Here is a 26884-nt window from a genome sequence, read left to right on the forward strand (position 1 = left end):
CGGATGAAGACCTCGCTTATCATACCTACCCTGAACGAGATAGACGGTGTCAGGGCCATCATGCCCGGGATAAAAAGGGAATGGGTCGACGAGACGATCTTTATAGACGGCCATTCCGATGACGGGACTATAGAGTATATAAAAGAACACGGTTATACGCTCGTCCTGGAGCCGTCTAAAGGCGGCGGCGTGCGGAGCGTACTGACAGGCCTGGCAGATAAGATAGAGGGCGATATTATAATAACCTTCAGCCCTGACGGCAACTGTAAACCGGAGTTGATACCTGCGTTGATAGAAAAGATGAAGGAAGGGTATGATATGGTGATCGTATCCCGTTATACCGGAGGTGCCAGGAGTTACGATGATAATCATCTTACGGCATTCGGGAACTGGTTATTCACCACGTTGGTGAACATGCTGCATGGGGGCAGATATACCGATGTGATGAATATCTACAGGGCTTATAAGAAAGGCCTTATAAAGGACCTGGACCTGGATAAGGATATAAGCTACACGCTTCCCGAGAGGATCTTCTCGACAAAGATATCTTTAGAGCCGCTCCTCTCTGTGCGGGCGGCCAAGCGTAAGTTGAAGATAACGGAGATACCGGGTGATGAGCCGCCGCGCATAGGAGGCAAGGCGAAGCTGAAGGTCTTCAGATGGGGGGCGGCATACCTCTTTCAGGTTATAAGGGAGATATTTGTGTGGCGCTGAATATCAGAAAGGGTCGGGATATATGAAACGGCCGGATCTATTGCTGGTCAACCCGGCTAACAGGATCTCGCAGTTCGGCGGCATCTCGGAATACGCTACCGTCGCTCCGCCGCTCGGCATTGCCATGGTGGCTGCCTTTGCCAGGAGGGAAGGATATTCCGTCGACATCCTGGACGCGGAAGCCGAGGAATGGTCTGTGGAGAAGACGGTCGAAGAGATATGCAGGCGCGGACCTATGCTTGTGGGACTGACGGCGTTCACCACAAAGATGACCGCCGCAGGGGATATATTGAAAGCGCTGAAAAGAGAGGCCCCGTATATGAAGACGATGATCGGCGGCCATCACCCCTCGGCCCTCCCAGAGAGGACGTTGAGAGAAGAAGGCGCCGATTTCGTGATAGAGGGGGAAGGGTATCGGCCCGTTACGGGATTGTTGCGTGCCATGAAAGACGGCAAAAGGGCATTCCCGATAAACGGGGTATGGACGCGGGACGGAGGAAGGATAGTGTCCCGTCCGGCGGCGCCTCTGGCAGATATAGATGAATTACCTCTGCCCGCATGGGATCTCCTGCCTATGGGCAAATACAGGGCGCATCACTGGCAGTGCTGGGGCATGGGAAGACAGAGCTCGTTCGCGCTCGTCTTCACGAGCCTGGGATGCCCGTTCCAGTGCAGTTTCTGCAGCGTGAACGTTGTGTACGGCAGAAGACGCGTGCGTTATAAAACGGTGTCCCGCGTTATGGAGGATTTTGAGGTGCTGGCGGATAAGTTCCGTATAAAACACATCGAGATCATAGACGATACATTTACGCTCGACAGGGACAGGGTCATCGCCATCTGCGATTCCCTGATCGAACGCAGATATGATCTAAATATGTGGTGCTTTGCCAGGACGGATACTGTCGATCCCGGGATGCTCGAGAGGATGAAGAGGGCGGGGATCAACTGGGTCTTCCTCGGTATCGAGGCCGGCAATGAGAAGATACTGAACGGGGTCTTCAAAAAACAGAATCTGGCGCAGATAAAAGATGCCGTGGACGCGATACACGGGGCCGGTATATCCATAGGAGGCAATTATGTCTTCGGGTTGCCGGATGACGATCATGACACCATGAAAGAGACGCTTGACCTGGCACAGGAGCTGAACCTTGAATGGGCCAATTTTTTCATATCGATGGCCTATCCGGGTACGGCCATATATGAAGATGCGGTCAGGAATTCCTGTGTGCCGGAGAGGTGGGAGCAGTACGGTTTCTTCGCGCCGAACGCCAGGCCCACTCCCACAAAGCACCTGAGCGGCGAAGAGATCCTGCGTTTCAGGGATGAAGCATTCGAAAAGTATTTCAGCAATGCCCGGTACCTGGATATGATACGCGGTAAATTCGGTCCGGAGACCGCCGATTACGTAACGGATATGTTGAAGAGGAAGATAAAGAGGGACTATAAAAAGAGCGATTTGCCCGTATGTCGAAGATAGATCTGGTATTGATAAAACCCGGCAATCAGAAGAAGCTCTACGGCGATCTGAGCCGTTCGCTCTCCGGGATAGAGCCGCCGTTATGGGCCGCCCTGATAGGGGCATTTGTCAGAGATAACGGTCATTCCGTCAGGGTGATCGACTCCGAGGCCGAAAATTTCACCCCCGACGAAACGGCGGAGGCGGCCGTGATCGATGATCCGCGTCTCATCGCTATAGTAGCTTCGGGGGCGAACCCGTCCGCCTCCACGCCGGCAATGGCCGGGGCGAGATCGGTGCTGGAATCGCTCAGGAAGAGAGGTGCCAGGGCAAAGACGATATTGACCGGGCTCCATCCGTCAGCGCTGCCGGAACGTACGATGCGCGAGGAACCCGTAGATTTTGTATGCGAGGGCGAAGGATTTTACACGATCTCGGAGTTACTGGAAGCTATTATATATAATAAGGGTTATTCCGGGATCAGGGGATTATGGTATCGGCGAGGCTACGCCATACTTTCGAATCCGCGCGCCCCGCTCGTTAAGGACCTTGATATTCTCCCCGTGGCGGCATGGGATCTACTACCGATGGATAAGTACAGGGCCCACAACTGGCATTGCTTCGGGTCTCTCGACAGGAGACAGCCGTACGCGGTCATATATACAAGTTTAGGGTGTCCCTTTCAGTGCAGTTTTTGCTGTATCCACGCCCTCTTCGGGAAGAGGGGTATCCGTTACCGCAGCCCTGAAAAGGTCGTCGAGGAGATCGATCTCCTTGTCACAAAATACGGGATCAGGAACCTAAAAATACTGGACGAATGCTTCGTGCTTGACAGGAAACATGTCATGGCGATCTGTGATCTCCTGATCGAACGCGGCCACGATCTTAATATATGGGCGTACGCGCGTGTAGATACGATCGATAGCCGCATGTTGAAGAAGATGAGACTGGCAGGGATACGGTGGCTCGGATTCGGGATCGAATCGGCCAATAGCAGGATACGCGGTGAGGTCACAAAAGGTGCGTTCACCAGGGCGCGCATAAAGAGAGCGGTGAATATGGTGCGCGACGCCGGCATCTACGCAGGCGCGAACTATATTTTCGGGCTGCCCGGGGATACTCTTGAGACGATGAAAGAGACGCTCGATTTTGCCGGGGAGCTTAATACGGAGTACGCCAATTTTTACGTAGCCATGGCATATCCCGGCTCCGTTCTTTACCGGGAGTCGGTGCGAAGAGGCATAAAATTACCCGATAATTGGCTGGCTTACGCGCAGTTCGGTTATGAAACACATCCTCTCTCTGTAAGATATCTGGCCCCGGAGGAGATCCTGCGGTTCAGGGACCGCGCGTTCACGGACTATTTCGGGAACGGACGGTACCAGCGTATGATACGGCGCGAGTTTGGGGAGGATACGCTGAAGCACATAAAGAGAGAGATGCTTGCCCATACGTTAAAACGCAGATTATTGGGCGATTGAGGGAACGGAAGGAAAGATGAAAGTACTCTTCATACAGCGTAACGGCCTTGAGGAATCCCTGGGGGTGGCATCTCTGGCCGCCTCTCTGGAAAGGGCAGGGCATGATACGGACCTTATACTGCTCTCCCATTGCAGGGACCTCATGTCGGAACTCGAAAAGATGCGGCCTGGCCTGATAGGGTTTTCCGTGATCACGGGCGCGCATGCCGAGATAACGGAAGTGGCAAGATCCGTCAAAAGATATACCGGTATACCTACGGTAATGGGAGGACCGCACGCGACATATTACGCTAAAGAGATAAGCGACGATAATAGCGTGGACTACATATGCCGCGGAGAGAGCGAGGGCGCTCTGGTAGAGCTGGCGGACCGCCTGTCGAAAGAGGAAGATACAACGCATATAGAGAATATATGGAGCAATACACCCGGCGGATGGGTAAAGAACGAACTGAGGCCCATAATACATGACCTCGATTCGCTCCCCATGCCGAAACGGGACCTATATTATAAATACCGCTTCCTGCGGGACATGCCCATGAAACGGTTCATTGCCGGTATGTGGTGTCCCCATATCTGTACCTACTGCCACAATACTATGCTGATGCGGGAATACAGGGGAAAGGGGAGGTTCGTCCGTCTCAAATCAGTAAGCCGCGTGATAGATGAGGTCCTGAGCGTGAAGAAACGATCCGTCCTTAAAAGGATACACTTCTCCGACGACCTCTTCGCCTCCGATATCTCATGGCTGAGGGAATTCTCCGAAAGATTTCCTGAAGAGGCAAAGATCCCATTTTCATGCAACCTGTGCCTGGATTGTCCTCCGGAAGCGGTAGAGCTTCTGGCAAGATCGGGTTGTGTAGGCGTGGCTTTCGGATTTGAGGCCGGGAGCGAACGCATCCGAAAAGAGTATCTAAAAAAATTCTGGACCAACGAACAGGCGAGATCGACCGTAGAGCTCTTCAGGCGCCACCGTATAAAGACCGCCGCAAACACCATGTTCGCCCTGCCCGGAGAGACGCTCGAAGACGCTTTCTCTTCTGTAGAATGGAACGCGAGGATCGGATTCGACTTCTCGCGCGTAGGCGTCTTCCAGCCGTTCCCCAACCTCGAATTGACCGGGATCGCAAAGAGGGAAGGCCTATTGCCGGCGGATTTCTCGCTCAAGGATTTTAAGCCCCATACAGCCAGGCCTGCCTTTAACAAGGAGCACGGGGACGAGATCATAAACATCATAAACCTCATCTACCCCGCGATGAAGATACCGTTCTTCCGTAAATCCATGCTCAGGCGCCTCGTGAAGATAAGACCCAACGTGCTCTTCGACCTTGTGGGCGGTTTCTCGACCATGCTTCAGAATTATCTTTTCTTCGACATGCGCCCGTTGGCATCATGGAGGTATTTCAGGAACGCGATGGGGTCCGTGCGTGTCTTCTTCTTTTCGTACTGGAGCAACCATGAGAGGCCGGTCATCAGGGTATACCGCAGAGAGAAGCTCCCGGAGTCCGGCAGGTTAGAGGGCAGAGGCCCTGCATGCTGGTCGATCTCGCGCCAGATGACGCGGCGGCGGCGCCTCAACAGGTTTTACGAACGCACGATCCTGGATGCCGCCGGGATCCGCGGCAGGCTGCTCGATATCGGGTGCAGTTACGGCAACTTCGTCCTGTACGCCCGAGAGAAGGGATGGGAGATCGCCGGCGTGGATATAGACAGAGATGCGGTAAAGCAGATCCCGGATGAAGTCAGATCGAGCATAAAGGTCCTGGATAACGGCCGGCTTGAGGAGGCGGCCTTTAAAGAGGATTCGTTCGACGTCGTGACCCTGTGGCACGTCCTGGAGCACATAAGCGATTCATCCGGTCTCCTGGATGCTATAAAAAAGATATTAAAAACGGACGGGGTGCTGGCATTGCAGGTGCCGAACGGCGACAGTATCGAAGCGGGCATATTCGGACCGGCCTGGGTCCACCTGGACCCGCCCAGGCATATGCACCTTTTTTCGCCCGGCACGCTCATACCGCTTTTGAAGAATAAGGGTTTTGCCGTCAGGAGGGTGTCGCATTTTGCGCCGCTCGACAAATCTTACAGAGGCAGCCTCGCCAGATTTTTGAACAGGAAGACGCGCATACCGGAAGATTCATACCTCTTCAATAATATACTTTATAAGATGCTGGCGGATGCCGTCTTCTCTCCGCTCTCCCTCCTGGGGAGCATATGCGGGAAAGGCACGTTCATAACCGTCGTGTGCACCAATGAGAAATAGCGTAAGCATAATAATAGTCAATTATAACGGAGTGGAATTGTTGAGGGAGTGCATCCCGACAGTCATAGAATCGGCTGTATTCAATGGCGCCGAATATGAAGTGATCGTCATAGATAATGCGAGCAGTGACGGGTCGCCGGATTTTCTCAAGCGCCATTATCCGGATGTGATAACGCTGTCTATGAAGACGAATGAATTCTGGTTCTCCGTGAACAGCGGGATAGGACGGAGCTCATATGATAAACTGCTCCTCCTGAATAACGACGTAAAGCTGGATAAGGGATGTGTGAGGGGCCTGGCAGAGCTCCTGGAGAGAGACGACAGGACATTCGCCGTCGTCCCCAGGGAGATGAACTGGGACGGGACGGCCGATACCTCCGGCGCTCAGTGGATAGAAGAGGTGAATGAGAACCTGTCGCAAAGCCGCGTGAGCTATTATCCGGCGGAGGAACATATCACGTGTAATGCCGGGAACGCAATGTACGCGAAGGATAAGATAATGAAACTGGGACTTTTTGACCCGTTGTTCAAGCCGTTCTACTATGAGGATTTCGACCTCTCTTACCGCGCCTGGAAGGCGGGCTTCAGGATATTGTATGAACCCGGGGCCGTGATCTACCATAAAGGCGCGGCGAGCGTGAATAAGTACGCTACCGTGGATACACAGGTACAATATCTCTTCAAGAACGGCCTTCTCTTCGTATGGAAGAATATAACCGATCGTCGTATCCTTATCCGCCATTTTTTTATGCTCTTCCTGAAGCTTGTAAAAGTCCTCTGCCTCTTCAGGACAAGGCGGCCTATGCTGACAGGATTTTTTCTTGCCACCAGATCCGTAAAAGAGCTCCGCGCCGCACGCTCCATGGCGATGAAGACGGCCGCTCTTAAAGACAGCGATGTCCTGGAGGCGCTGAGCGCGAAAAATTTTCATGACTAAATTGAGATTCTGCCTTATAAATCCTCCGCAGGCAAACAGCCTAGACGACCGGCTGGATGCCCCGCTCGGCCTTTTATATGTAGCCGCGTCTGTCCGCGAGATGGGTATCCCCGTAAGGATAGCCGACCTCAGTTCCGAGAGGAGGGAAAGGTGGGAGGGGATCATAGGTGATGCCGATATCTACGGGATAGGGATATACACCTGTAACTATTATATCTCCAGGGAGATAAGGGATATATGCAGGAAGATAAACCCCGGGGCGCCGGTAATCGCAGGCGGCGCACACCCTACCGCTATGCCCGAAGAGACCCTGAAGGATTTTGATGTGGTCCTGCGCGGAGAGGCGGACATAAGCATAAAGAAGTTCATAGGCGATCTCGGGCGCGGCATTCACAGGAAGATGTACGATTTCGAGCCGCCGCCGGACCTCGATGAGCTGCCGCTCCCGGCAAGGGACCTGGTAGATATAAAGAGTTATCACAGGATAGTGGGAGGGGGCCTCGCAACATCCATCATAACCTCCAGGGGATGCCCTTACAGGTGCGCGTTCTGTAACAGCCCCGGCACATTCAGGAGCATAAAATACCGTTCTTCGGATTCGGTCATCGCGGAGATCGAGGGGATAATAAAGGATCACGGGATAAGGAACTTCATATTTTATGACGACGTCTTTACGCTGAACAGGGACCGGCTCTACCCCTTTCTGGAGCGCCTCGAATCCCTCAATATAAAATTCAGGTGCAACGGCCGCGCAGATTACAATAGATTCGAGGACTTTGTGCGCCTGAAACGGGCCGGGTGCACGACCATCGCCTTCGGCGCAGAAACGGGTGATCAGGGGCTTCTTGACAGGATACAGAAAGACTGCACTGTAGAACAGAATCACGCCGTTATAAGAGAAGCGAAGAGGGCGGGCCTGATCGCTAAGATATATCTTATCGTGGGGATACCGGGTGAGACCGAAGATACCATAGAGAGGACAAAACAGTTCATAATGAAAGCGGACCCGGATGAGTATACGCTCTTTACGCTTATACCGCTCCCGGGCAGCGCCCTCTGGAACGAGCGAGAGAGGTTCGGCATACGGTTCATAACTAAAGATTATAACGAATTCTATAATATCGCCGGGCAGGGCGACGGCGGTATGACGATAGAGACGGATTCCTACACCATGGATAAGCTTAAGAGCATGCGTGAAGACCTGAAGGCATTCCTTGCCTCCCGCACATGGAGGGGGGATGTACAGCGCTATTTCCAGAAGATAGAATGGAGATGAGGGTTTATATTACATGAACCTTAAACAGGAGACACAGAGGAACCTTTTGGCGGTATTCGGCCTGCACCTGTTTGAAAAGGCGGTCATATTCTTCGGGCTTATCGTCCTGACGCGGCTTTTGCGGCCGGAAGATTTCGGTATCCTCGCCATTGCCGAGATATTGATAACCGTCATAGGGATATGGAACGAGCATGTCTTCGAGGCGGCCTCCATAGCGACCCCTAAAGACGAGCTCTTCGCGAAGACGGTCGACACGGCCTTCCTGGCCAAATTCTGCACTTCTCTATTTCTTTACATACTCCTCTTCCTGGCCGCAGGGCCATGGGCGGATTTCTATAACGATCACAGCATCGCTGCGGTCATAAGGGTCCTGGGTCTCAGCATAGTGATACCGGACCTCTATTTTGTGCAGTATACGACGCTTGTAAAGGAACGGAAGTTCGATTCCATAGTCATCCCCATGATGCTGAGGGCGGTCGCATTTTACGCGCTGGCCATATTCATGGCAAGGGCGGGTATGGGGCTATGGAGCATAGTCATCTCCAGGGTCGTCAGCCATGTAGTGGCGGCCGTGTCGTTCTTCATCATAAAACCGAGGATGATCCGTTTTACATGGGACAGGGAGATCTTCAATGTCATCTTCCGTTATATCAGGGGGATGTATCTTCTGCTCTTCTTCTATGTGCTGATAACCCAGGTCGACAGGATGGTCATAGGGAAGCTGCTTGGCGTAGGGGTCGTAGGGTACTATGCAGTGGCTTCGAACTTCGGTAATTGGGTGACCAATAATATCCTGGCCGTCTCCGACAGGGTCTCATTCCCGCTATACGCGCAATTCCAGGACAACGGGACCTTGCTGAAATCGATGTACCTTAAATTCCTTAAATACATAATGCTCGTCTCCGTCCCATTCTTTACCTGTCTTTTCGTATTCGCCAGGCCTTTCATACTTGTATTTTTGGGGAGCAGATGGGAAGGGGCCGTTATCCCTCTCAGGATACTGTGTCTGGCCGGTTTCTTCGGTATGATAGGGAGCATCTCTAACAGTTTTTTAAAAGGAGTGAACCGGCTCGATATCGAGATAAAGAGGAACAGCGCCCTCTGTATCCTGTTGATCCTCCTCATCGTTCCGCTCACCTTATTATACGGGCTGACGGGCGGCTGTATCGCGGTACTGCTGTCTTTCGCATTTACGCAGCCGTTATATTTTTATTACTCATCAAGGATAATAGAGATAGATATCAGGGCCGTAATGCGCACATGCGGCATATTCTTCGGGGCCAGCATGGTAGCCGTCCTATTTTACCTGGTCTGCAGGCAGGCCTTCATGGGAGCCGTGAGGCCCGGTCCGTATGACTTCTTCTTATCGGTCTTCACATACGGCTCTGCATACGCGGCGATAGTTCTGTCGTTTATGAGGAAAGAGTTTATGGAGGATATAAGGAGTTTTGTCCTTAAATGAGGCCAGTAAAGACGATGATGTTTTTAAAGCTGACAAAAGATGACATTTACAGGGATTCCAGGACCTGGTACAGGGATGCCGGCAGGGACCTCTTTTCGGACGAGATCATAGGCCTGTGCAAGAAATACGCAGGAAGGAAGGTCCTCGACCTGGGATGCGCCGCCGGCGCGTACTGCCTTGAGCTTAAAAGGTACGGGTTCGAAATTTCCGGCGCGGATATAAACGAGGAATATATCAGGATAGCACGGGAGAAAGGGGTCGATGCCCGCCTTATAGAGGATGCGCTCCCGTTCGGGGACGGGGCATTCGATACGGTCATATTGATCGAAGTGCTGGAGCACCTGCAGGACCCGGAGAGGGTCCTGAAAGAAGCAAAAAGGGTGGCCGGGAAAAATATACTCATAAGCGTGCCCAATTGCGGCGATTTCGAGGCCCTGAAGAGGTGCGGTCTCACGTATGAGCATTTCCTGGAGATGGACCACGTATCTTTTTTTACTAAGGACTCCTTGAGGGCGCTCTTTTCGAACTATTTCAACGATTTCAGGATACTGGAGATATCCCCGGTATATCCGCCCATCTTATCAGGGAACCCCGTTCTCCGTTCAGGGGTCAGGGCGCTTCGCAGGTACGGGATATTAAGGCCTGTTCTCTATTCCAGGTTGTTCGCGGTTTTGAACGTTGATGACCGGTCTTCCGGTCCGAAGTAAAGGGGCCATACAGATGATATCCGTCGTCTCGGTATTCTACGGCGAGAAAGAGTCCTCCGCAAAGTGCTTATTAAAAAGCCTGGAGGCACAGACCGCATCACACGAATTGATATTGATGGATAATACAAAAGATCGGTTCAGGTCTGTGGCCGCGGCGCTTAACGAAGGGGGGCGGAAGGCAAAAGGTAAGTACATAATGTTCGTACATCCGGACGTCGATCTTATATCATCTTCATGGATAGGCGATGCGGAAAAGATACTCGATTCCGCGGTAAACCTGGGAATAGCGGGAGTGGCGGGCATGAGCGAGGAGGGGCGTACGAATAAGGAGAGGGGGAGGAACGTCATCAAGTCCATAGATAAGCCGTGGGAATGGGGCAACCCCATCCACAGGCCGGAGCCCGTGCAGACGCTGGACGAGTGCCTCGTCGTCATACCAAAATGCGTATTCGACAGGTTCAAGTTCGACGAAGAGACATGCGACAGCTGGCATCTGTACGCGGTCGACTATTGCCTGAGCATACGGTCGGAAGGGCTGCATGCTTATGCGATACCGATGTATGTACATCACAGGTCCGAAAATTCTGCCGGTACGAAGTATATGGAGGATTTTTTCGGATATGCAGGATACAGAAGGAGGTATTATCCCACCCTTGTAAAGGTCCTGAAGAAGCACAGGGGACACGCCAAAAGGATCTATACCACCTGCGGGACCTGGAGCACGGCCTGCCCCCTGGCGCTGCAGAGGATATACGAAATGGCCTTCAGGGCCTTCTATCACCTGGGTGTCCTGTTGGGGTTAAGGTTCATATGGCGGGTATCAGGGCTGAAAGATATAGCATCGAAAGGATCGGACAGGTCTTCCGCATGAAATTTCTTTTTGTCGGCAATTTTTTTAAGAACGAAAATTACGGGGCCCCCGGCCACGTGATACAGCCCCTGAACGATATAGGTGAAAAGGGCCACCTTGCCCACGCCATCTTCAGGGACGACCTGCTCGGTTTCTCGCCGAAGAAGAACATCATGCTTAATACCATCCTGTTCATAGTATTTCCGGTAATGGCCGCGTTCAAGATGCTCTTCCTGGATATCAGGAATAGGTACGATTTCGTGGTCGTATCGAGCGGCGACGGTTTTTTCTATGCCATCCTGACGAAGATATTTTTCCTCACAAAACACCCCTTGCTGATCATGCGCTCTCACGGGCATGAGTTTTTATACAAAAAAGAGTATAAGCGGGAACTGTCAATGTCCAAAAGGTCTCATTTCAGGGTCAGGGAGAGGGTCTTCCTCTTCTCATACCGTATCCTGCAGGTCACCATATTTTCGCATCTCTGCGATAATATATTCGTCATGAACAGGGCCGAGGGGGACTATCTTGAGAGATCTTTTATGAAAGATAAAATATCGGTAATACCGACAGGCGTAAAACCCGTTTTTGCCGTTCCTGCGGAAGCGAAACGCGGCAGGGACATATTATTTGTCGGAGGGTGGTGCCACCTGAAAGGGTGTGCTTATTTTGTAGATATCATAAAGATACTTAACGATAGAAAGAGCGACCTCACCGTATCCGTCATAGGGACAGGGCTTAAGGACGGGGATGTGATCGCAGATTTCCCGGAAGAGATGGCGGACAGGATAAGGGTAATAAGGCTGCTTCCGAAGGATATGCTTAAAGAGGAGTATCTGAACCATAAGGTATTTCTCTTCCCCAGCCTGTTCGAGGGGTTCGGCAAGGTGGTCCTGGAAGCCATGGTCCTGGGCATGGCGGTGGTCGTCTCCGAAGGGTTGGGCGTATCAGAGGTCATATCGGACGGCCGGAACGGTTTTCTGGTCCCCAAAAGAGACGTAGAGAGGTTTGCTTCAACCGCCGGGATGCTTCTCGACGATCCGCAATTGAGGGAAAGGGTAGGGGAGAATGCCCGCAGGACGGCAGCGGGCATGAGGTCCGACCGTATAGCCGATATGTTCATCGATAGATGCATGGAGCTCCGTAATGGATAAGCGACCTTTAGTGGCTTTAGTATCGTTGCCCTCGAGGGCCTACTCGTCGGTCCTGCCGATGTCCTATATGTATCTTGCCGCATGGCTTGAGAAGAAGGGTATTGCCTCCGAAATAATAGATATAAAGAAGATACGTTATCCGGGCGATACGGCGGTCGCCGGCACGGATGAGACGGTCGAAAAGATACTGGCGATCATCGAAGAAAAAAGGCCGGAGTATGTCGGCTTCACATGTTATACGGCAGACCTAAATTCTCTCATGCAGATAAGCCGGCTTATCAAGGGAAGAATAAAGACGACGATAATAGCAGGCGGCATCCATCCTACCCTTAAGCCGGAGGATATCCTTTTCGACGGGAGCCCGGTGGACGTGGCGGCCATAGGAGAGGGGGAGAATACCCTGTACGAACTGGTAGAGAACGATACAAAAGGCGGGACTCTCGATGCGGTAGCCGGGATAGCTTATAGAAAAGGGGGCGTCGTAGTGCGCACGGGCGAGAGGCCGTATATGAAGGATCTCGGCGAACTGCCCATGCCTGCCTACGACAAGATAGATATGGATTTTTATTCGACCCCTCAGCAGTCGATGGTCCGGCATCTCTTTCTGTCAGGCGTGCGCATCTTCACGGCAAGGGGATGCCCGTATCTATGCACATTCTGCGCCAACAGGGACCAGAAGGTCAGGTACAGGCCGGTTAAGTCGGTGATCGAAGAGCTTGCCTTTCTTAAGAGAGAGTACGATATCGACGGGTTCTATATTAACGACGACACATTCTGTATGGACAGGAGAAGGACCTTCGAATTTCTCGATAAATTCGAAGAGCGCAAACTGGGCATGGTATGGGGGGTGGAGACGAGGGCAAACCTTCTTGACGAGGAGATGATAGTGCGTCTGAAGAAGGCAGGGTGCATACAGGTCGACATAGGAGTGGAGTCCGGGTCCCAGGAGATGCTCGACAGGGTAAAAAAAGGAATAAAGGTCGAAGATGCCGTAAGGACATTCGATCTATGCAGGCGCCATAAGATAAGGACGTTCGCCTGCTTTATGGTGAATATGCCCGGCGAGACGGAGAGGCACATAGACGCCAGTATCGCGCTCATGAAGAGGATACGATCTACCGTATACGGTATAAATATAACGATCCCGTATATCGGCACCAGGATATATGAGGAGTATGTGAAGCCGCCGCTCCGGCCGGACGAGTACGGTATATTCAGTTTTACCAACTCGTTCAGGCCGCTCAGGGACGGGAGGTTCCGGCTGGTGAGCCATTCGCTGAACGAAAAACGCATATATTATCTAAGGTTCAAGCGTTTCAAATTTTTCAGGTCCATTATGGACATAACTTTCGATCCGTTGTATTGGGGCATGATATTCAGGAGCAGCCGGAAGGTCCTTTATCTGAAACAGTTTTTCAGGGCGACGGTCTATCGCCTTTTTATGTATCCGGTCAAGCTTTTCAGGACCGTGAATTTCAAACCATGAGCGGCAGGCCCATGCAATCACGCGCGGAGAGATATCTCAAGGAGATCTTTTCGATCATAATGAGGATACTTTTTGTTCCCGTCTTCATAAGAGAATTTATCGCCCGGGACAAAGTCACCATAATCTCCTACCATGACCCCGACAAGGACGTTTTCCGCGCACATATGAGATACATCACACGCCATTATAGGATCATAGGCCTGGACGATCTGGTGGCGGCGCTTCGTGACAAAGAAGCATGGAGAGAGTTGCCCCGGAAGGCCCTCGTGATCACTATGGATGACGGCTTCTGCGGTAACCACGGCCTGATACCGGTCCTCGACGAATTTAAGGCCCCGGTCATGATATTTACCCGGCCGGATGAGATCGGATCCATCGGCGGCGTCCCCGGAAGGGAGGGACGATATCTGAATAAAAGCCAGATGCGGGACCTCATTGAACACGGGGCGTCATTCGGCGCACATTCCATGGAGCATCTCCCTCTTACACAACTGAGCCATGAAGAATCGGCATATGAAATGGCCGGTTCGAAAGACCTTCTGGAGGGGGCGCTCTCCGTAAAGGTGGACCATTTTTCATATCCATACGGAGATTACGGCGCCAGGGAGCTCGGTATATTGAGGAACGGCTCACGATACAGATCGGCGCGCACGGTCAAACCCGGCTGGGTCGGCCCCGGGACCGATCCGTATGAGCTGCCCAGTATGGGCGTAGGAAATAAGACGAGCGTCAATAAGATGGTGCTCGATATAACGGGTATCTTCCCTTTCCTGAGGGTCATAAGGAGCAGATTTTTCGAGCGCCATTTCAATAATTACAAGTCATGTATGAGTTATGTAACAGGTATATTCAATCTCAGGGGACCGATAAGACAACATACTCAGGCCCAGGCCGGGCTCATAAAGAGATATGCCGGGGGAAGGAAGCGCCTTGTGGAGATAGGGGTTTCGGAGGGCGGATCCGCCCTGGAGGCGCTTAAGGTAATGGACCCGAAAGGCACCATCTGGCTTATAGACCCGTACAGGTCGATCCTCTACCCTTATTTCAGCCTCAGCATGAAGATCGCAAAACACGCGCTCGGAAAATTCAACGACAGAGATATCGTCTTTATAAGGGATCACAGCTATAATGCCGTTAAGTCCTGGAGCGAAAAGATAGATTACCTCCTTATAGACGCAAACCATTTCGAAGAGGGTTTTATGAAAGATTGGAACGCATGGAGCCGGTTTGTGGCCGATGACGGTGTAGTGCTGGTGCAATCGACAAAGTCACCGTCCGGCCTCATGACCGGGTCCGGCATAGCCATAAGGCGATTATTGGCCGATCCCGGTTTCGGATGGTATATGGCCGATAAGGCCGACGCTACCGTTGTGCTGAAAAGGAAGCGCTGAACGCATATGAGAGATAGGCCGTTTTTGGATGCAGTCAGGTCCCATTCATCGGTGTGGGAGAAATGGCTTGAAGACAAAGACCTGAATAAAAGGGTCTACGCATCGATACGCGACAGGAGGTATTTTCTGGGCATTTTGAAAAGGGAGCTGTCCCGCCGCTCGGGTATAAAAAAAAGCGGCGCTATACTGGAAGAGGGTTGCGGCACGGCCATCGATTCCTGCCTCCTGAAACGGGAGTTCCCATACGCGGCTTTTTATGCCATAGATCTGAGCAGGGAAGCGGTCCTCCTTGCGTCGAAGATAAGCGGTCTCCTGGGCGCGCCTATCACCGTGACGGAAGATGACGCCACGGCGACAAGGTTCGCCCCCGGACATTTCGACCTCATCTTTTCACAGGGGCTTATGGAGCATTTCAGGGCGCCGGAGCTCTTATTGCTGGAGCAGCGCCGTATCCTGAAAGACGGCGGGATATCGGTCGTAAGCGTGCCTCAGAGGTATTCTTTGTTTACGATATTAAAGAAGTCGAAGATGGCTTTGGGGAGATGGCCGCACGGATGGGAGAGGGAATACTCCTTTTCGGAGATGGCCTCTCTCGGAGAGGCGTCCGGGTTCAGGGTCATCGGCATAGACGGTTATGGTTTCACTCTCGAGGACTTCGTTAAGAACGGGGTGCGCAGATTGGGGGATAATGGCGTATCGAGGGCCCTAATCGATCTTTCGGACGCCGTATTTTCCTTAATCGAATCATCGCTGGGAAAGCCGCTGAGGAAGCGCATCTGCAAACACATAGTCGCTATACTGGAAAAATGATATTTTTCTCATACCGGGAAAGGCGGGCGGTTTGAAGATCCTTTTCAATATAAGCCCGGCGGAGAGATGCGCAACGGGGGCCGGCACATACGCCAGGGAACTCCTGACGCACCTTTTGCAGGTAGATACCCGTAACTCTTATACGATATTCTCCGTGAAGAACCCGTTCGGCAGAACGCGCGGTTTCCCGGTCCAGGGAGAGAATAAAAATATTTCGCATGTATCCATATTCTTCCCGTACAGGTATATGAATATGCTCTGGAACAATTTTGGGTCCTTTCCGATAGAGAGGATGGCGGGCGTCAATGATGTGGCCCATTCCCTTGACAAGATAGCGCCTTTTACGAAGACGATGAAGACCGTCCTGACCGTACATGACATGTTATGGCACGTATCCGAGACCGGGAAGTACCGGAGAAAAGGGTTGGTGTATCAACAGATAATGGAAAGCATCAAGAGGGCCGGCGCCATAATAACCAATTCAGAGTTCTCCAGGGACGAGATATCGAAGTACCTCCCTTTCGCGAGAGAGAAGGTGCACATAATACCGCTGGGTGTATCGGAGCGCTTATTTCCTGTGGATAAGAGCGCCATACCCGGGGCGGTACATGAAAGATATCCATGGGATGACTATATATTGTATCTGGGCACTCTGAGCGATCCGAGAAAGAACGTCGAACTGATAGTGGACGCTTACGCTGATCTGAAAAAACGCAAAAGGGTGCGGGAGAAACTGCTTCTCTGCGGCGCCGTCTCCAGGCGGTATAACGCGGGTCTTTTACACAGCATAAAAAGGGCAGGGCTTCCGGACGACATAATCGTATGTTCCGGGTGGATCCCGGATAGCTACATCTCATACATATATAATAAGGCGCGGATCGTCCTATTCCCGTCCCTCTATGAAGGTTTCGGGCTTCCGGTACTGGAGGCGATGGCATGCGGTAAACCTGTCATAACATCGGATATCCCGCCTATGAATGAGGTGGCCTCCGATGCCGCTATCCTGATAGATCCGAGGGACGGTAAGGCAATGGCCGATTCCATGGAGATGCTCTTATCGGATACGGTTTTATACCGGAAGATGGCAGATAAGGGATTGCGCAGGGCGAAGGACTTCCCGTGGACAAGGACTGCGCGCGAGACCCTCTCCGTATATGAAAAGGTATGCGCATGAATAAGATGAAAGTTACGGTCATATCCGGAAGTTTCCCGCGGATGCGGTGCGGCGTCGGGGATTACACAAAGAAGATGACGGATATCATGCTGCGTAAAGATGTGCGGATGGAAGTTCTGACCAGTTCCGACGGCAGTATCCGGGAGGCCGGATACGTCCACCCCGTAATAAAAAAGTGGAATATATTTTCGTTGTTCAAGATAGCCGCGTTCATAAGGAGGTCCTCTCCCGATATAGTGCATCTTCAGGCGCCGACCCTCAGCTACAGGGCCACCTTAAGCGCCGTCAGCATCCTTCCCGCCGTATTGAAGATGTTCTGCAACCGGGTGCCCGTAATGCTTACGATCCATGATTACGCGATATCAGGCACGCTCAATAAATTTCTGTTCCTCCCTCTTTTCCTGTTTTCGGATATTATAGCGGTGACGAACGAAGAGGACAGGAACGATATCGCAGGGCGCTTTCCTTTTCTGCGCGGCAGGATAAGGAAGGTCCGGATGGGGCCGTTCCTAGAAGTGTCGGAGCCGGATGAAGCCGAGAAGGCCGGCCTTCGCGCGAAGATATTTTACAGGAGCGGCGACCGTTTTATATCTACATTAGGGTTTTTAAAAAGAGACCGCCATTTCGATGTCATAGTAAAGGCATTCCACCGTTTGAGCGTCCGCGACGAACATCTGAAACTGCTCATCCTCGGCGACACGCAGAGGGAGCGCGACAACCCGTATGTAAGATATGTGCTGAGCTTGATCAAGTCGTTCGGGATCGAAGATAAAGTCCATTGGGCAGGCCTTTGCGGCCCGATAGAGGCCTCTTTCTATATACCGCTTTCGGAAGTCGGGATACTCCTCTTTGACCGCGGGGCAAGCTTCCGCAGGTCCAGCATCATAAATTATATGGTCCGAAACGTCCCGGTAGTGACGAACATCGTCCCGGACCACAGCGGGGATACGGAGCTGACGGGATCGGGGGCATGCTCGATAATAAATTCTCTAAGCGAGGACGAAGTCTGCGCAAGGACAGAGGCCGTCCTGTATGACGGGAGTTTGGCGCGATCCCTTAAAGGGAAGATGGCGGCGCAGGCAGATAAATTCAACTGGGATACGATCGCCGGCGACATTCTGCGCATCTATTCCGGGATGCTGAAAAGATGAATAGCCGCAAACCCGACAAGATACTGATAATCAAATTATGGGCCATCGGAGAGGTAGCTCTTGCGACACCATGCATCGCCGGACTTGCTTCCGCCTTTCCCGGGGCAGAGATCTCTTTCCTGGTGGGCCGGCGCGCCATGGATATAGTTTCCGCCAACCGCGCGATAAGCAGGGTCTTCCCGGTAGACGAAGATATTTTTTTAAGACCGTCCCCGGCGCGATTATTATCGCTTATAAAGAGATTGAGGAGAGAGAAGTTCGACCTGGCAGTCACCCTGCACCACGCCGCCCATTTCTCGTTTTTTGCCGTTCTGATAGGCGCCCGGCAGAGGATAGGGCTCAGGAGGCCCGGTTCGTTAAGTTTCAATACCGCCGACATCGTGAGCGACGGCGCTACCGGCCCGAAGATATTCGATTATCTGAACGTGCTGAAGCTGCTGCCCGTCCCGGTCGCTCCTCAGGATGCCAGGATATCCGTAGAGACCGATGAGTCGGATGCGATGCGCGTGGATGCGTTGATGAAAGAGGGCGGACTCCGGGATAAGAGGTTCGTCGTGCTGTCATGCACGGGCGGGGAGAACCCTGCGGCGTCGAGGATGCGATCAAATGTGCCTAATAAGGTATGGCCTCCCGACTATTACAGGAGGTTATGCGACCTGATACTGGATGGTTCGGAATATAAAGTGGCTGTGGTGGGCGGAGAGGGGGAGGTCCGGCGCGCCGCCTCGATAGCCGGCGAAGGCCGTCCCCGGGCAGTCGACCTGACAGGCAGGATGAATCTGCGGGAAGTCAGGATACTGGCAGAGAAGGCGCTCCTGTCGGTGACCAACGATTCGGGCCCATTGCATGTATTGAGCGCAGCACCCTCGCCGGTCATTGCCATATTCGGTCCGACCGACCCCTCGCTTATATGCGCCCCTTCGGGAAATATCCATATCATGCGGGAGGAGATGGAGTGCAGCCCGTGTTATGACGGAAAGACGTTCCCCAACATGGTGCGGGAATGCGGTTACGCTTCCTGCATGCGGGCCGTCACGCCGGAAAAGGTCTTTAAAAAGATCTGCGAGATCGCAGAAAAAGGCGGGAAGTCGTGAAGGCGATTTTTATCGTATCCGTTTTTCTCCTGTTTTATACGTACTTTTTCTACCCGCTCATCCTTGTGATCATCAGCAAGCTCAAGGTCCAACGCCCACAGCCCAAAGCAGAAGTGAGTTGCCCGGGCGTTTCGATGGTCGTAGCGGCATACAATGAGGAGAAGGTGATAAAGGAGAAGATAGAGAATTTTTTATCACTCGACTACCCTCCGGAGAAGATAGAGCTGGTGATCGGTTCGGACGGTTCGACCGATGGTACGGCGGATAGAGTAAGGCCGTTTATGGGTGCCAGGGTAAGATTGTTCGAGTTTTCCAAAAGACGGGGCAAGGCAGCCGTGTTGAACGATATAGTGAAAGAGGCTCAAAACCGGATAATACTATTTTCTGACGCGGATACGATGTATGACAGGGAAGCCGTGTTGAAGCTCGGCAGACATTTTTCGGACGGTAGTACGGGCGGCGTCTGCGGCAGGTTGACGCTCTCCGAAACGGCCGGCTCTCTGGTAGAAGAGGGGCTTTACTGGAGATACGAAAATTTCATAAAGGAGAAAGAGTCGTCCATAAAGACGATAGCGGGGATAAACGGCCAGATATTCGCGGTAAGAAGAGAGCTCTTTGAAGATCTGCCGGAAGATGCCATAGCGGAAGACCAGGTAACGGGTGTGAGGATAATAGGGAAGGGGTACCGGATCCTCTTCGAGACCGGCGCGGCCGCGCATGAGCGCGCCGGGACCATGCGCGAGGAGTTCGAACGGAGGGCGCGTATAAGCGCGGGGAACTTTCAGTCGATAGCATATTCCATGCGCGCATTGAACCCGGCTTCCGGATTTTCCTCTTTTGCCCTATGGTCGCATAAAGTATTGAGATGGTGCGCCCCGTTCCTTCTGATAGCGGCATTCCTTTCCAATATGGCCCTTGTCCGCGATCATCCATTCGCGGTCTTTTTCTACGCGCAGGTAGTTTTTTACTTGATTTCGATATCTCATTGTGCTTTAAATAAGTATTGTATCGACGTACCGCTCTTCCGTGTGGCGGCATATTTTACATTGATGAACGCAGCCATACTGGCGGGGTTCTTCAGGTTTATAACAGGCGCACAGAAAGTGACGTGGAATAGAAAATGCGGTACCTGATATTGTACGTCTTTATCTTTTCGGCAAGTTTTATCGTTACGCTTGCCGGAACGCACGTCCTGATACGCAAACTCCGTTTTTTGCGCGAGGTCGATGCGGAAGATTCTCGCATGTTCTTCGGCCGCGACATGGCAAAGCCGGGCGATGTCTATATACCCACGATGGGAGGGATCGCGATCGCGTTAGGCCTGGTCATCTCGTTGCTCCTGTCATTAAAAGTCATCGACGGCGACAATGCCGCGGATCTCATGGCGGGGTTGATCACTATAATACTCATCGCGCTCATAGGCGTCTTCGACGACATACTTATTGTCAGGAGGATCTGGCGTATCCTGCTTCCTGGCATGGCCGCCCTTCCTCTAATAATGGTAGATTCCGACCCGACGAAGATAGATATTTTCGGTTATGTTCTGGAGATCAGCCGGTTTTATTCATACACCATAATATTGATAGGCGTGATAACCTGCGCAAACCTTGTGAACATACTGGCCGGATTTAACGGTCTCGAGGCGGGTTGCGGCGCTATCGCATGCGCTTCTTTATTTGCGGTTTCAGCGATGCTGATGAAGATGGAACCATATAAGTATTCGGCATCGTCATCGATGATAGCTTTGACCATGTGCGCGGCGTGCCTGGCGTTCCTCGTCTTCAACTGGTACCCGGCGAAGATATTTCCGGGTAATGTCGGGACATATACAATAGGAGCCGCGATAGCTAGCGTCGTCATCATAGGCGATATGGAGAAGGCCGGGGTCATAGCCCTCACGCCGCAGGTAGCGGAGTTCTTTTTGAAGATGAGGGGAGGCTTCAGGGCGGCGAATTTCGGTATGCTTGTGAACGGTACCCTGAAATATGAAGGTAAGGTCTACTCCCTGACCCACCTTTTCATGAAGTACACAAAAGTAAGCGAGAGACGTCTCGTCGGATATATACTCGGGCTTCAGGCGGTCTTCGGGATGGTCGCTATCTGGAGTGTCTTCTGGTACAGATGAAGAGGGTCACGCGGCCCTTCGGTCGAGGACGAAGACGCTTCCTTTCGTCTCTTTCGCTTTCGTCTTCACGCCCACGGCTATATTGGTCAATTCCGCGTAGCTTGATATGTCGCGGATCGCGTTTGATACTCCTGCCATCGATATGCTCATGATAGGGAATTTTACCATCTGGCCCTGCCGGTTCTTTTCCAGGATATAACCCAGGTCTATATCGTCCCTGGTATAGAATCCCCTGATCTTCTTGTCAAAATTTTCTACGATATAATCCGTGACCGCTTCCGACCTGTCCGGGGACGTCACTATGAAGAAGTCGTCCCCTCCTTCATGGCCGAGAAAGTCGTCTGGGTTACCCTTTTCGGCAATGGCGTCCTGGAGCGTCTTCGCGGTGAACTTTATCACGTCATCGCCTTTGGATATCCCGTACTTGTCATTGTAGGCCTTGAAATTATCCAGGTCCGAATGGATGGCGACGAATTTCTCGTTGAGTCGGATCCTCTTCTCTACCTCTTCGCGGATCACGTTATTCCCGGGAAGTTTTGTGAGGGGGTTGGCATTCTCGGCGCGGTCCTTCATCTTCTGCAGCGCTATCGTCATCTCATTGAATGTCTCACCGAGCTCCTGGATCTCATCGCTCGTCTTTATCTTGACGCGCAGGTTGAGGTTGCCGCTTGAGATGTCCTTTGTGGCGAGGTTCAGTATCTTTATGGGACGGATTATCGTCTTCGACAGTATCATCCCCAGTATGAGGTTGGCTATTATTACGGCAATGATAGTGAATGTTACGGGCGTGTAGATCTCCCTCAGGGCCATCTGGAGGTTCCCCAGCTGGTAGGTGACCTCCGCCACGTAGGGGAACTCCTCATCCACGAAGAGGGGGATGAATATGTCGATATGCTGTTTGCGCACATCGACGTATGAACAGAACCATTTTTCCTTGGCTTCCGATTTTGATATGTCGCATGCGCGCCGCAGGTCCTCCGGGACAACGTTCTTCTGTGCCGCGTAAACGGGGTCGTTGGAGGTGACTATATTGCCCTTTTTGTCAAATACCGATATCCTGTCGACGACCCTCTCTTTGGCAAGCGACTCCACCGCTATGCGGAATAGGATAGAGGGGTCCTGCTGTATGGTGGGATCCTTGAGGAGGTTCTCCAGGGTATTCTTGACTATTATCGCGCCGAGCCGGGACCTGTAGGAATTATAGGATGTCATCACGGTCAGCTGGTTCTTCGCCTCTATGGCCGTAAAGACGAATATGAAGAAGATAGAAAAAACGACCATGAGGGTCGTTATCCTTACCTGTAGCGTTGTTTTTGCCAAACCGGCCACAGCATCTCCTTTATTTCTGATTATATTACCATATTTTTCACGATTTGCAATACAAATATTGATTTATTTCTCCCCCTTGCCTTGACAGGCAGGAGAAGATAGGATATACTTAATGAAAGTTTATATTGATATATATTAGGTTATATTATTACATAGATATTGCTATTATAGATAGATTTTACGCGTTGAGAGGAAAGTGGAAAAAACTCCCCTTAAGCAGAGCTGGCAGGTAGCGCGGGTCTTCATCTGGCTTTTTGTCATATTAGCGCTGGTCGTGGCTTTCTTTTTCACTTACAATACCTACCTCATAGATACCTCGCTTGAAAATCTGAAGTTCTCGCTCAGTAAGGTTTCCGCAGCACGGACGATCGAGGAGACGCGCGACCTGAAGATGGTCCTCGGCGAGGCCCTCATAAAAGAGGTCTCCGCCGAAAAACTTGATACTGCGAGCGTCGTGAACCTGGAATTCGGGCAGAATATAATCGCGGAAGCCAAGATAAAGGACCAGTTAAAAGACCTGAGGACTATCCTCACCAGCGTCGTAAAGAGCAAAGAGGCCAAAAGGTCAAAAGTCCTGCTGGCCCTGGACGCCCTTAATGAGAAAGTGCGACGGGCTATGGTGTGGGTCCAGTTCAGGATACGCGGTAAGGCGAAGCCGGGCGTTGAAGTGAAGGATACCGCTCTCCTGGATAAGGCGCGCGAATCGGAGGCGGCCTGGCAGATGGAGGACGCCATCGCAAGCTACAACGCCTTCATATCGCAATACCCCGACTACAAGGACATAGGGTGGGTGAGACTGAGGCTGGGGTATGCGAACCTGAAGATGGGGGAACTGAAAAGGGCTGAAAAGATATTCTCCGAGGTCGCTAATTCTTATTTAGGTTCCGAAGAGACGCTTGTGGCGCGGAGATTTCTCGTCACCATAAATAATATAAAGCGGTCCCTCAAGGAGAAAGATGTGCTGCTTAATAAGCTCGCCGCTGCGAAGACAGAGATCGAGCGCCAGAAGATCTATTACGACATAGGCGTCATAGACACATACAATTATAACCTCGGTTCCGCCCGCGATTTCTTCAGAAAGGCCATAGAGATAGACCCGAAGAGCCTCCTGGCGCAGAAGGCCCAGTTCAATATCGGCTGGTCCCTTAAGTTCCAGAACGACCTTGAAAAGAGCGCGCTTGTCTTCGAGGACGTCATAAACATATATGCCAAAGGCGATATAGTGCTGAACGCCAAATATCAGCTCGCAGACGCTTACCACAAGGGCGGTAAGTACGAAGAGGCGATCAAGATATATAAAAAGATAGCGCAGGATTACAAAGACAAGCCGATAGCACCGCTGGCGCAATTCCAGGCGGGCTACTCTTATCTCTATAATATGAACGACCCTATACAGGCGAGCGACGCGTTCAAAGAATTGAACAGCGAATTCAAATCGAGCGCGCTCGCCAGCTATGCCTCCCTGGACCTTGTTCCCAGTTTGGAATCGCGTTTCAGGGATTTTGCCTTTTCTCTTCTGATGGAGGGCAAATACGATAAGGCGAGAGAGGCGTTCGTCAAGGCGATCGAGGTGAACGCGAAAGACGCATGGGCCCATGGCGGCCTCGGCAGCTCCCATACCAAGCTTGGAAATATAAGAGACGGTGTCCTGGAGACCCGGACGAGCATACAGATCCTCCCCGATGAATATACCTATTCTGCCCTCGGTTTTTGTCTCGAGATGGAAGGGAAGGCGAAGGATGCCATAGAGGCTTACAAAAAAGCGGTCGAGAAGAATAAAAATTTCATGCCTGCCCGCAACAATATGGGACGCCTGTATGAGATGGAGGCGCGGTACGACGAAGCTATCGCAGAGTACAAAGAGGTATTGCGTATAGACCCGAATTATTCCTGCGGATGGAACAATTTAGGCCACGCATACTGGATCAAGGGAGAGGCGCTCCTGGCCATAGAAGCGTTCCGTAAGGCGACGGATCTGAAGCCGAGCTGCGTCGAGGCGCATTATAACCTCGGCCTCGCATTGAATGTGCTGCGTAGAGAAGAAGAGGCAATAATGGAGCTCAAGGCAGCCCTTAAGATAATGCCGGACCTGAAGGAAGCGAGGGACGAACTCGAGAGGATAGCGGGCGGCGCCGCTAGGATATAGTGGATAAAATATATCGCCCGGTTAAGAGAGCGGTTACCGTCTTTGTGGCCTTATCCGTTTTTCTTGCTGCTCCGGCCGGCCTGGCCCAGGAGAAGGAAAGAGAGGCGGTTAAGAAAGGCGCCCCGGCGATAACTCAGGGGGAGGTAGCCCGCCTCATAGGGACGGAGATGGCGATCAAAGAAAATTTTATTGAAAGGCTGAAGGATATGGGGATAACGCCTTTGGGTGAATGGAGCGCAGAGAAACCGTTGACTAAAGAGAGTTTCGATGCGATACTTCTGCGTGTCGCAAGGCGCAGCCCTGTCGCGGAAAATATGGAGCCCGATAAGTTGCTCGAAAAGATGGGGCTCCCGCCGCGGGACGTATCGTCGGAGGGTGTCAAAAAGATCATGGCAAGCGACGCATTCCGGAAGACCGTCATAAATCCGCGGCTCATACTCTGTCCGCCGATACTGCCTTTCCCGCCGGTCTATAAGATAGAGACGACCGTATCGAAGGATATATTGAGCGAAAAGGACATCTCAACGGGGATATTGACGGTCCCTTCGGCGGCGGTGGAGTTGCCGCCGGGTCCGGGACCTGTCGATGATGTCGTGCCCGATGACGACGATGACGACGTGGTCGATGATGACGTAATACCCGATGACGATGATGTGGTCGTTGATGATATCGCGCCGGACGACATTGTGCCCGATGATGTAGTAGATGATGTAAGTAACCCTTAAGTGCGGCATTTCTCTATTGCGAAAATATGATAACGATGAATAACAGGCGATTACTGATAGGTCTACGTTTGTATGGGGCGCTTACCTGCGCGGCGCTCTTCTCTCTTATTCCCTCCGGTTGGGCGGAAGACGGGCATGTAGCCGTTTCGTCAGAATCCCAGACGCTGGTCATAGACAAGACCGATAGGGAAGACGCCGATGCCGGGGCCGAACGGGTAAAGAGTTATCTTGAAAAGGCGAGGGAGGCATATAAGAAAGGGAGCCACAAGCTCGTTGTGCTCGAGAGCTACAAGGTGCTCCTGGAAGACCCGGAGAATGCCGAAGCGAAAGAGTTTATCGCGAAATCGGAACGCAAGGCAAAACTTGTGCAGGAGAGAAGGAAGATCGACGAGCCCAGACAATATGAGCGGGAGACAAAGATAGCGGAGGATAAGCGTAAGAAAGAAGAGGCCGCACAGAAAGAGGCCGATAGAAAGGCCCGCATCGAAGAGGAGAAGGCGAGGGCAGCCGAAGAGAAACGCCTTGCCGACGAAGTCAATAGAGCCAGAGAAGAGGCAAAGCTCAAGGCCGAAGAAGAACGCAAGGCAAAGATAGCCGAGGAAAGGCGCCTGAGAGATGAGGTCAACCGCGCCAAGGAAGAGGTAAGGCGTAAAGACGAGGAAGCCCGCAAGACAAAACTCGCCGAAGAGAGATGGATCGCCGATAAGGCCAGGAAGGCCAAAGAGATCGAGAAGCTCCAGGCAGAAGAGGCCCGTAAGGCCAAACTCGCCGAAGAGAAACGCCTCGCCGATGAAGCCAGGAAAGCCAAAGAGGCAGAGAAACTGCAGGCCGAAGAATCTCGCAAAGCCAAGATCGCCGAAGAGAAACGCCTCGCAGATGAAGCCAGAATAGCCAAGGAAGAAGCGCTCCGTAAAGCCGAAGAGGCCCGTAAGGCAAAGCTCGCCGAAGAGAAACGCCTCGCCGATGAAGCCAGGAAAGCCAAAGAGGCAGAGAAACTGCAGGCCGAAGAATCTCGCAAAGCCAAACTTGCCGAAGAGAAACGCCTCGCAGATGAAGCCAGAATAGCCAAGGAAGAAGCGCTCCGTAAAGCCGAAGAGGCCCGTAAGGCAAAGCTCGTCGAAGAGAAACGCCTCGCAGATGAAGCCAGAATAGCCAA

General features: G+C 52.2%; 22 protein-coding genes. 21 read left to right on the forward strand and 1 reads right to left on the reverse strand.

The annotated features are described in order from the left end of the window. The first annotated feature begins 3 nt into the window (after positions 1 to 3). The 18 genes from WC515_08210 to WC515_08295 are packed head-to-tail and all read left to right on the forward strand — an operon-like array spanning position 4 to position 21528. Positions 4 to 714: a glycosyltransferase family 2 protein gene (locus WC515_08210; protein MFA5147344.1), complete on the forward strand. Its 711-nt coding sequence runs from the start codon at positions 4 to 6 to the stop codon at positions 712 to 714. Between the two features lie 22 nt (positions 715 to 736). Continuing rightward, the gene (locus tag WC515_08215; GenBank protein ID MFA5147345.1) at positions 737 to 2191 is read left to right on the forward strand and encodes a radical SAM protein; all 1455 of its coding nucleotides are present in this window, start codon (positions 737 to 739) and stop codon (positions 2189 to 2191) included. Continuing rightward, on the forward strand, positions 2179 to 3651 hold the full coding sequence (locus tag WC515_08220; protein ID MFA5147346.1) for a radical SAM protein: 1473 nt from the start codon (positions 2179 to 2181) through the stop codon (positions 3649 to 3651). The genes WC515_08215 and WC515_08220 overlap by 13 nt, the downstream gene beginning before the upstream one ends. A gap of 16 nt (positions 3652 to 3667) precedes the next feature. Further along, positions 3668 to 5911, forward strand: coding sequence for a methyltransferase domain-containing protein (locus tag WC515_08225; protein MFA5147347.1), 2244 nt, complete (start codon positions 3668 to 3670; stop codon positions 5909 to 5911). Next, positions 5901 to 6848 carry a glycosyltransferase family 2 protein gene (locus WC515_08230; protein ID MFA5147348.1) on the forward strand — a complete coding sequence of 316 codons (948 nt, stop codon included), beginning with the start codon at positions 5901 to 5903 and terminating at the stop codon, positions 6846 to 6848. Before WC515_08225 ends, WC515_08230 begins: the two co-directional genes overlap by 11 nt. Beyond that, positions 6841 to 8124, forward strand: a complete 1284-nt coding sequence (locus tag WC515_08235) for a radical SAM protein (protein MFA5147349.1) — start codon at positions 6841 to 6843, stop codon at positions 8122 to 8124. The genes WC515_08230 and WC515_08235 overlap by 8 nt, the downstream gene beginning before the upstream one ends. A 13-nt stretch (positions 8125 to 8137) precedes the next feature. Further along, positions 8138 to 9586, forward strand: coding sequence for an oligosaccharide flippase family protein (locus WC515_08240; protein MFA5147350.1), 1449 nt, complete (start codon positions 8138 to 8140; stop codon positions 9584 to 9586). 14 nt (positions 9587 to 9600) lie between these two features. Then, the gene (locus WC515_08245) at positions 9601 to 10293 is read left to right on the forward strand and encodes a class I SAM-dependent methyltransferase (protein ID MFA5147351.1); all 693 of its coding nucleotides are present in this window, start codon (positions 9601 to 9603) and stop codon (positions 10291 to 10293) included. A gap of 13 nt (positions 10294 to 10306) precedes the next feature. After that, complete coding sequence (locus tag WC515_08250) at positions 10307 to 11164, forward strand: glycosyltransferase (GenBank protein ID MFA5147352.1); 858 nt, start codon at positions 10307 to 10309, stop codon at positions 11162 to 11164. After that, complete coding sequence (locus WC515_08255) at positions 11161 to 12297, forward strand: glycosyltransferase family 4 protein (GenBank protein MFA5147353.1); 1137 nt, start codon at positions 11161 to 11163, stop codon at positions 12295 to 12297. Before WC515_08250 ends, WC515_08255 begins: the two co-directional genes overlap by 4 nt. Then, positions 12290 to 13783, forward strand: a complete 1494-nt coding sequence (locus WC515_08260) for a radical SAM protein (GenBank protein ID MFA5147354.1) — start codon at positions 12290 to 12292, stop codon at positions 13781 to 13783. Before WC515_08255 ends, WC515_08260 begins: the two co-directional genes overlap by 8 nt. 11 nt (positions 13784 to 13794) lie before the next feature. Next, complete coding sequence (locus tag WC515_08265) at positions 13795 to 15174, forward strand: polysaccharide deacetylase family protein (protein MFA5147355.1); 1380 nt, start codon at positions 13795 to 13797, stop codon at positions 15172 to 15174. 6 nt (positions 15175 to 15180) lie between these two features. After that, positions 15181 to 15984 (forward strand): class I SAM-dependent methyltransferase, encoded by an 804-nt coding sequence (locus WC515_08270; GenBank protein ID MFA5147356.1) that lies wholly within the window; start codon positions 15181 to 15183, stop codon positions 15982 to 15984. Positions 15985 to 16015: 31 nt separating this feature from the next. Continuing rightward, positions 16016 to 17158 carry a glycosyltransferase family 1 protein gene (locus WC515_08275; protein MFA5147357.1) on the forward strand — a complete coding sequence of 381 codons (1143 nt, stop codon included), beginning with the start codon at positions 16016 to 16018 and terminating at the stop codon, positions 17156 to 17158. Then, positions 17155 to 18309 (forward strand): glycosyltransferase family 4 protein, encoded by a 1155-nt coding sequence (locus WC515_08280; protein ID MFA5147358.1) that lies wholly within the window; start codon positions 17155 to 17157, stop codon positions 18307 to 18309. The genes WC515_08275 and WC515_08280 overlap by 4 nt, the downstream gene beginning before the upstream one ends. Then, complete coding sequence (locus tag WC515_08285; protein ID MFA5147359.1) at positions 18306 to 19403, forward strand: glycosyltransferase family 9 protein; 1098 nt, start codon at positions 18306 to 18308, stop codon at positions 19401 to 19403. Before WC515_08280 ends, WC515_08285 begins: the two co-directional genes overlap by 4 nt. After that, positions 19400 to 20536, forward strand: a complete 1137-nt coding sequence (locus tag WC515_08290; GenBank protein MFA5147360.1) for a glycosyltransferase family 2 protein — start codon at positions 19400 to 19402, stop codon at positions 20534 to 20536. Before WC515_08285 ends, WC515_08290 begins: the two co-directional genes overlap by 4 nt. Then, the gene (locus WC515_08295; GenBank protein ID MFA5147361.1) at positions 20524 to 21528 is read left to right on the forward strand and encodes a hypothetical protein; all 1005 of its coding nucleotides are present in this window, start codon (positions 20524 to 20526) and stop codon (positions 21526 to 21528) included. Before WC515_08290 ends, WC515_08295 begins: the two co-directional genes overlap by 13 nt. Positions 21529 to 21534: 6 nt before the next feature. Here the strand turns inward: WC515_08295 and WC515_08300 are convergent, their stop codons facing one another. Then, positions 21535 to 22857: a diguanylate cyclase gene (locus tag WC515_08300; GenBank protein ID MFA5147362.1), complete on the reverse strand. Its 1323-nt coding sequence runs from the start codon at positions 22855 to 22857 to the stop codon at positions 21535 to 21537. 196 nt (positions 22858 to 23053) lie between these two features. Here WC515_08300 and WC515_08305 point away from each other — a divergent pair, with 196 nt between their 5' ends. The 3 genes from WC515_08305 to WC515_08315 form a co-directional block, all read left to right on the forward strand. Then, positions 23054 to 25003, forward strand: coding sequence for a tetratricopeptide repeat protein (locus tag WC515_08305; GenBank protein MFA5147363.1), 1950 nt, complete (start codon positions 23054 to 23056; stop codon positions 25001 to 25003). Then, positions 25003 to 25728, forward strand: coding sequence for a hypothetical protein (locus WC515_08310; protein MFA5147364.1), 726 nt, complete (start codon positions 25003 to 25005; stop codon positions 25726 to 25728). Before WC515_08305 ends, WC515_08310 begins: the two co-directional genes overlap by 1 nt. Positions 25729 to 25763: 35 nt before the next feature. Further along, the coding region (locus WC515_08315; GenBank protein ID MFA5147365.1) for a molecular chaperone DnaJ at positions 25764 to 26884 on the forward strand (1121 nt) is incomplete at its 3' end.

Source organism: Candidatus Omnitrophota bacterium (genome assembly GCA_041650805.1).
In the GTDB taxonomy this organism is placed as follows: domain Bacteria; phylum Omnitrophota; class Gorgyraeia; order 2-01-FULL-45-10; family 2-01-FULL-45-10; genus JBAZKM01.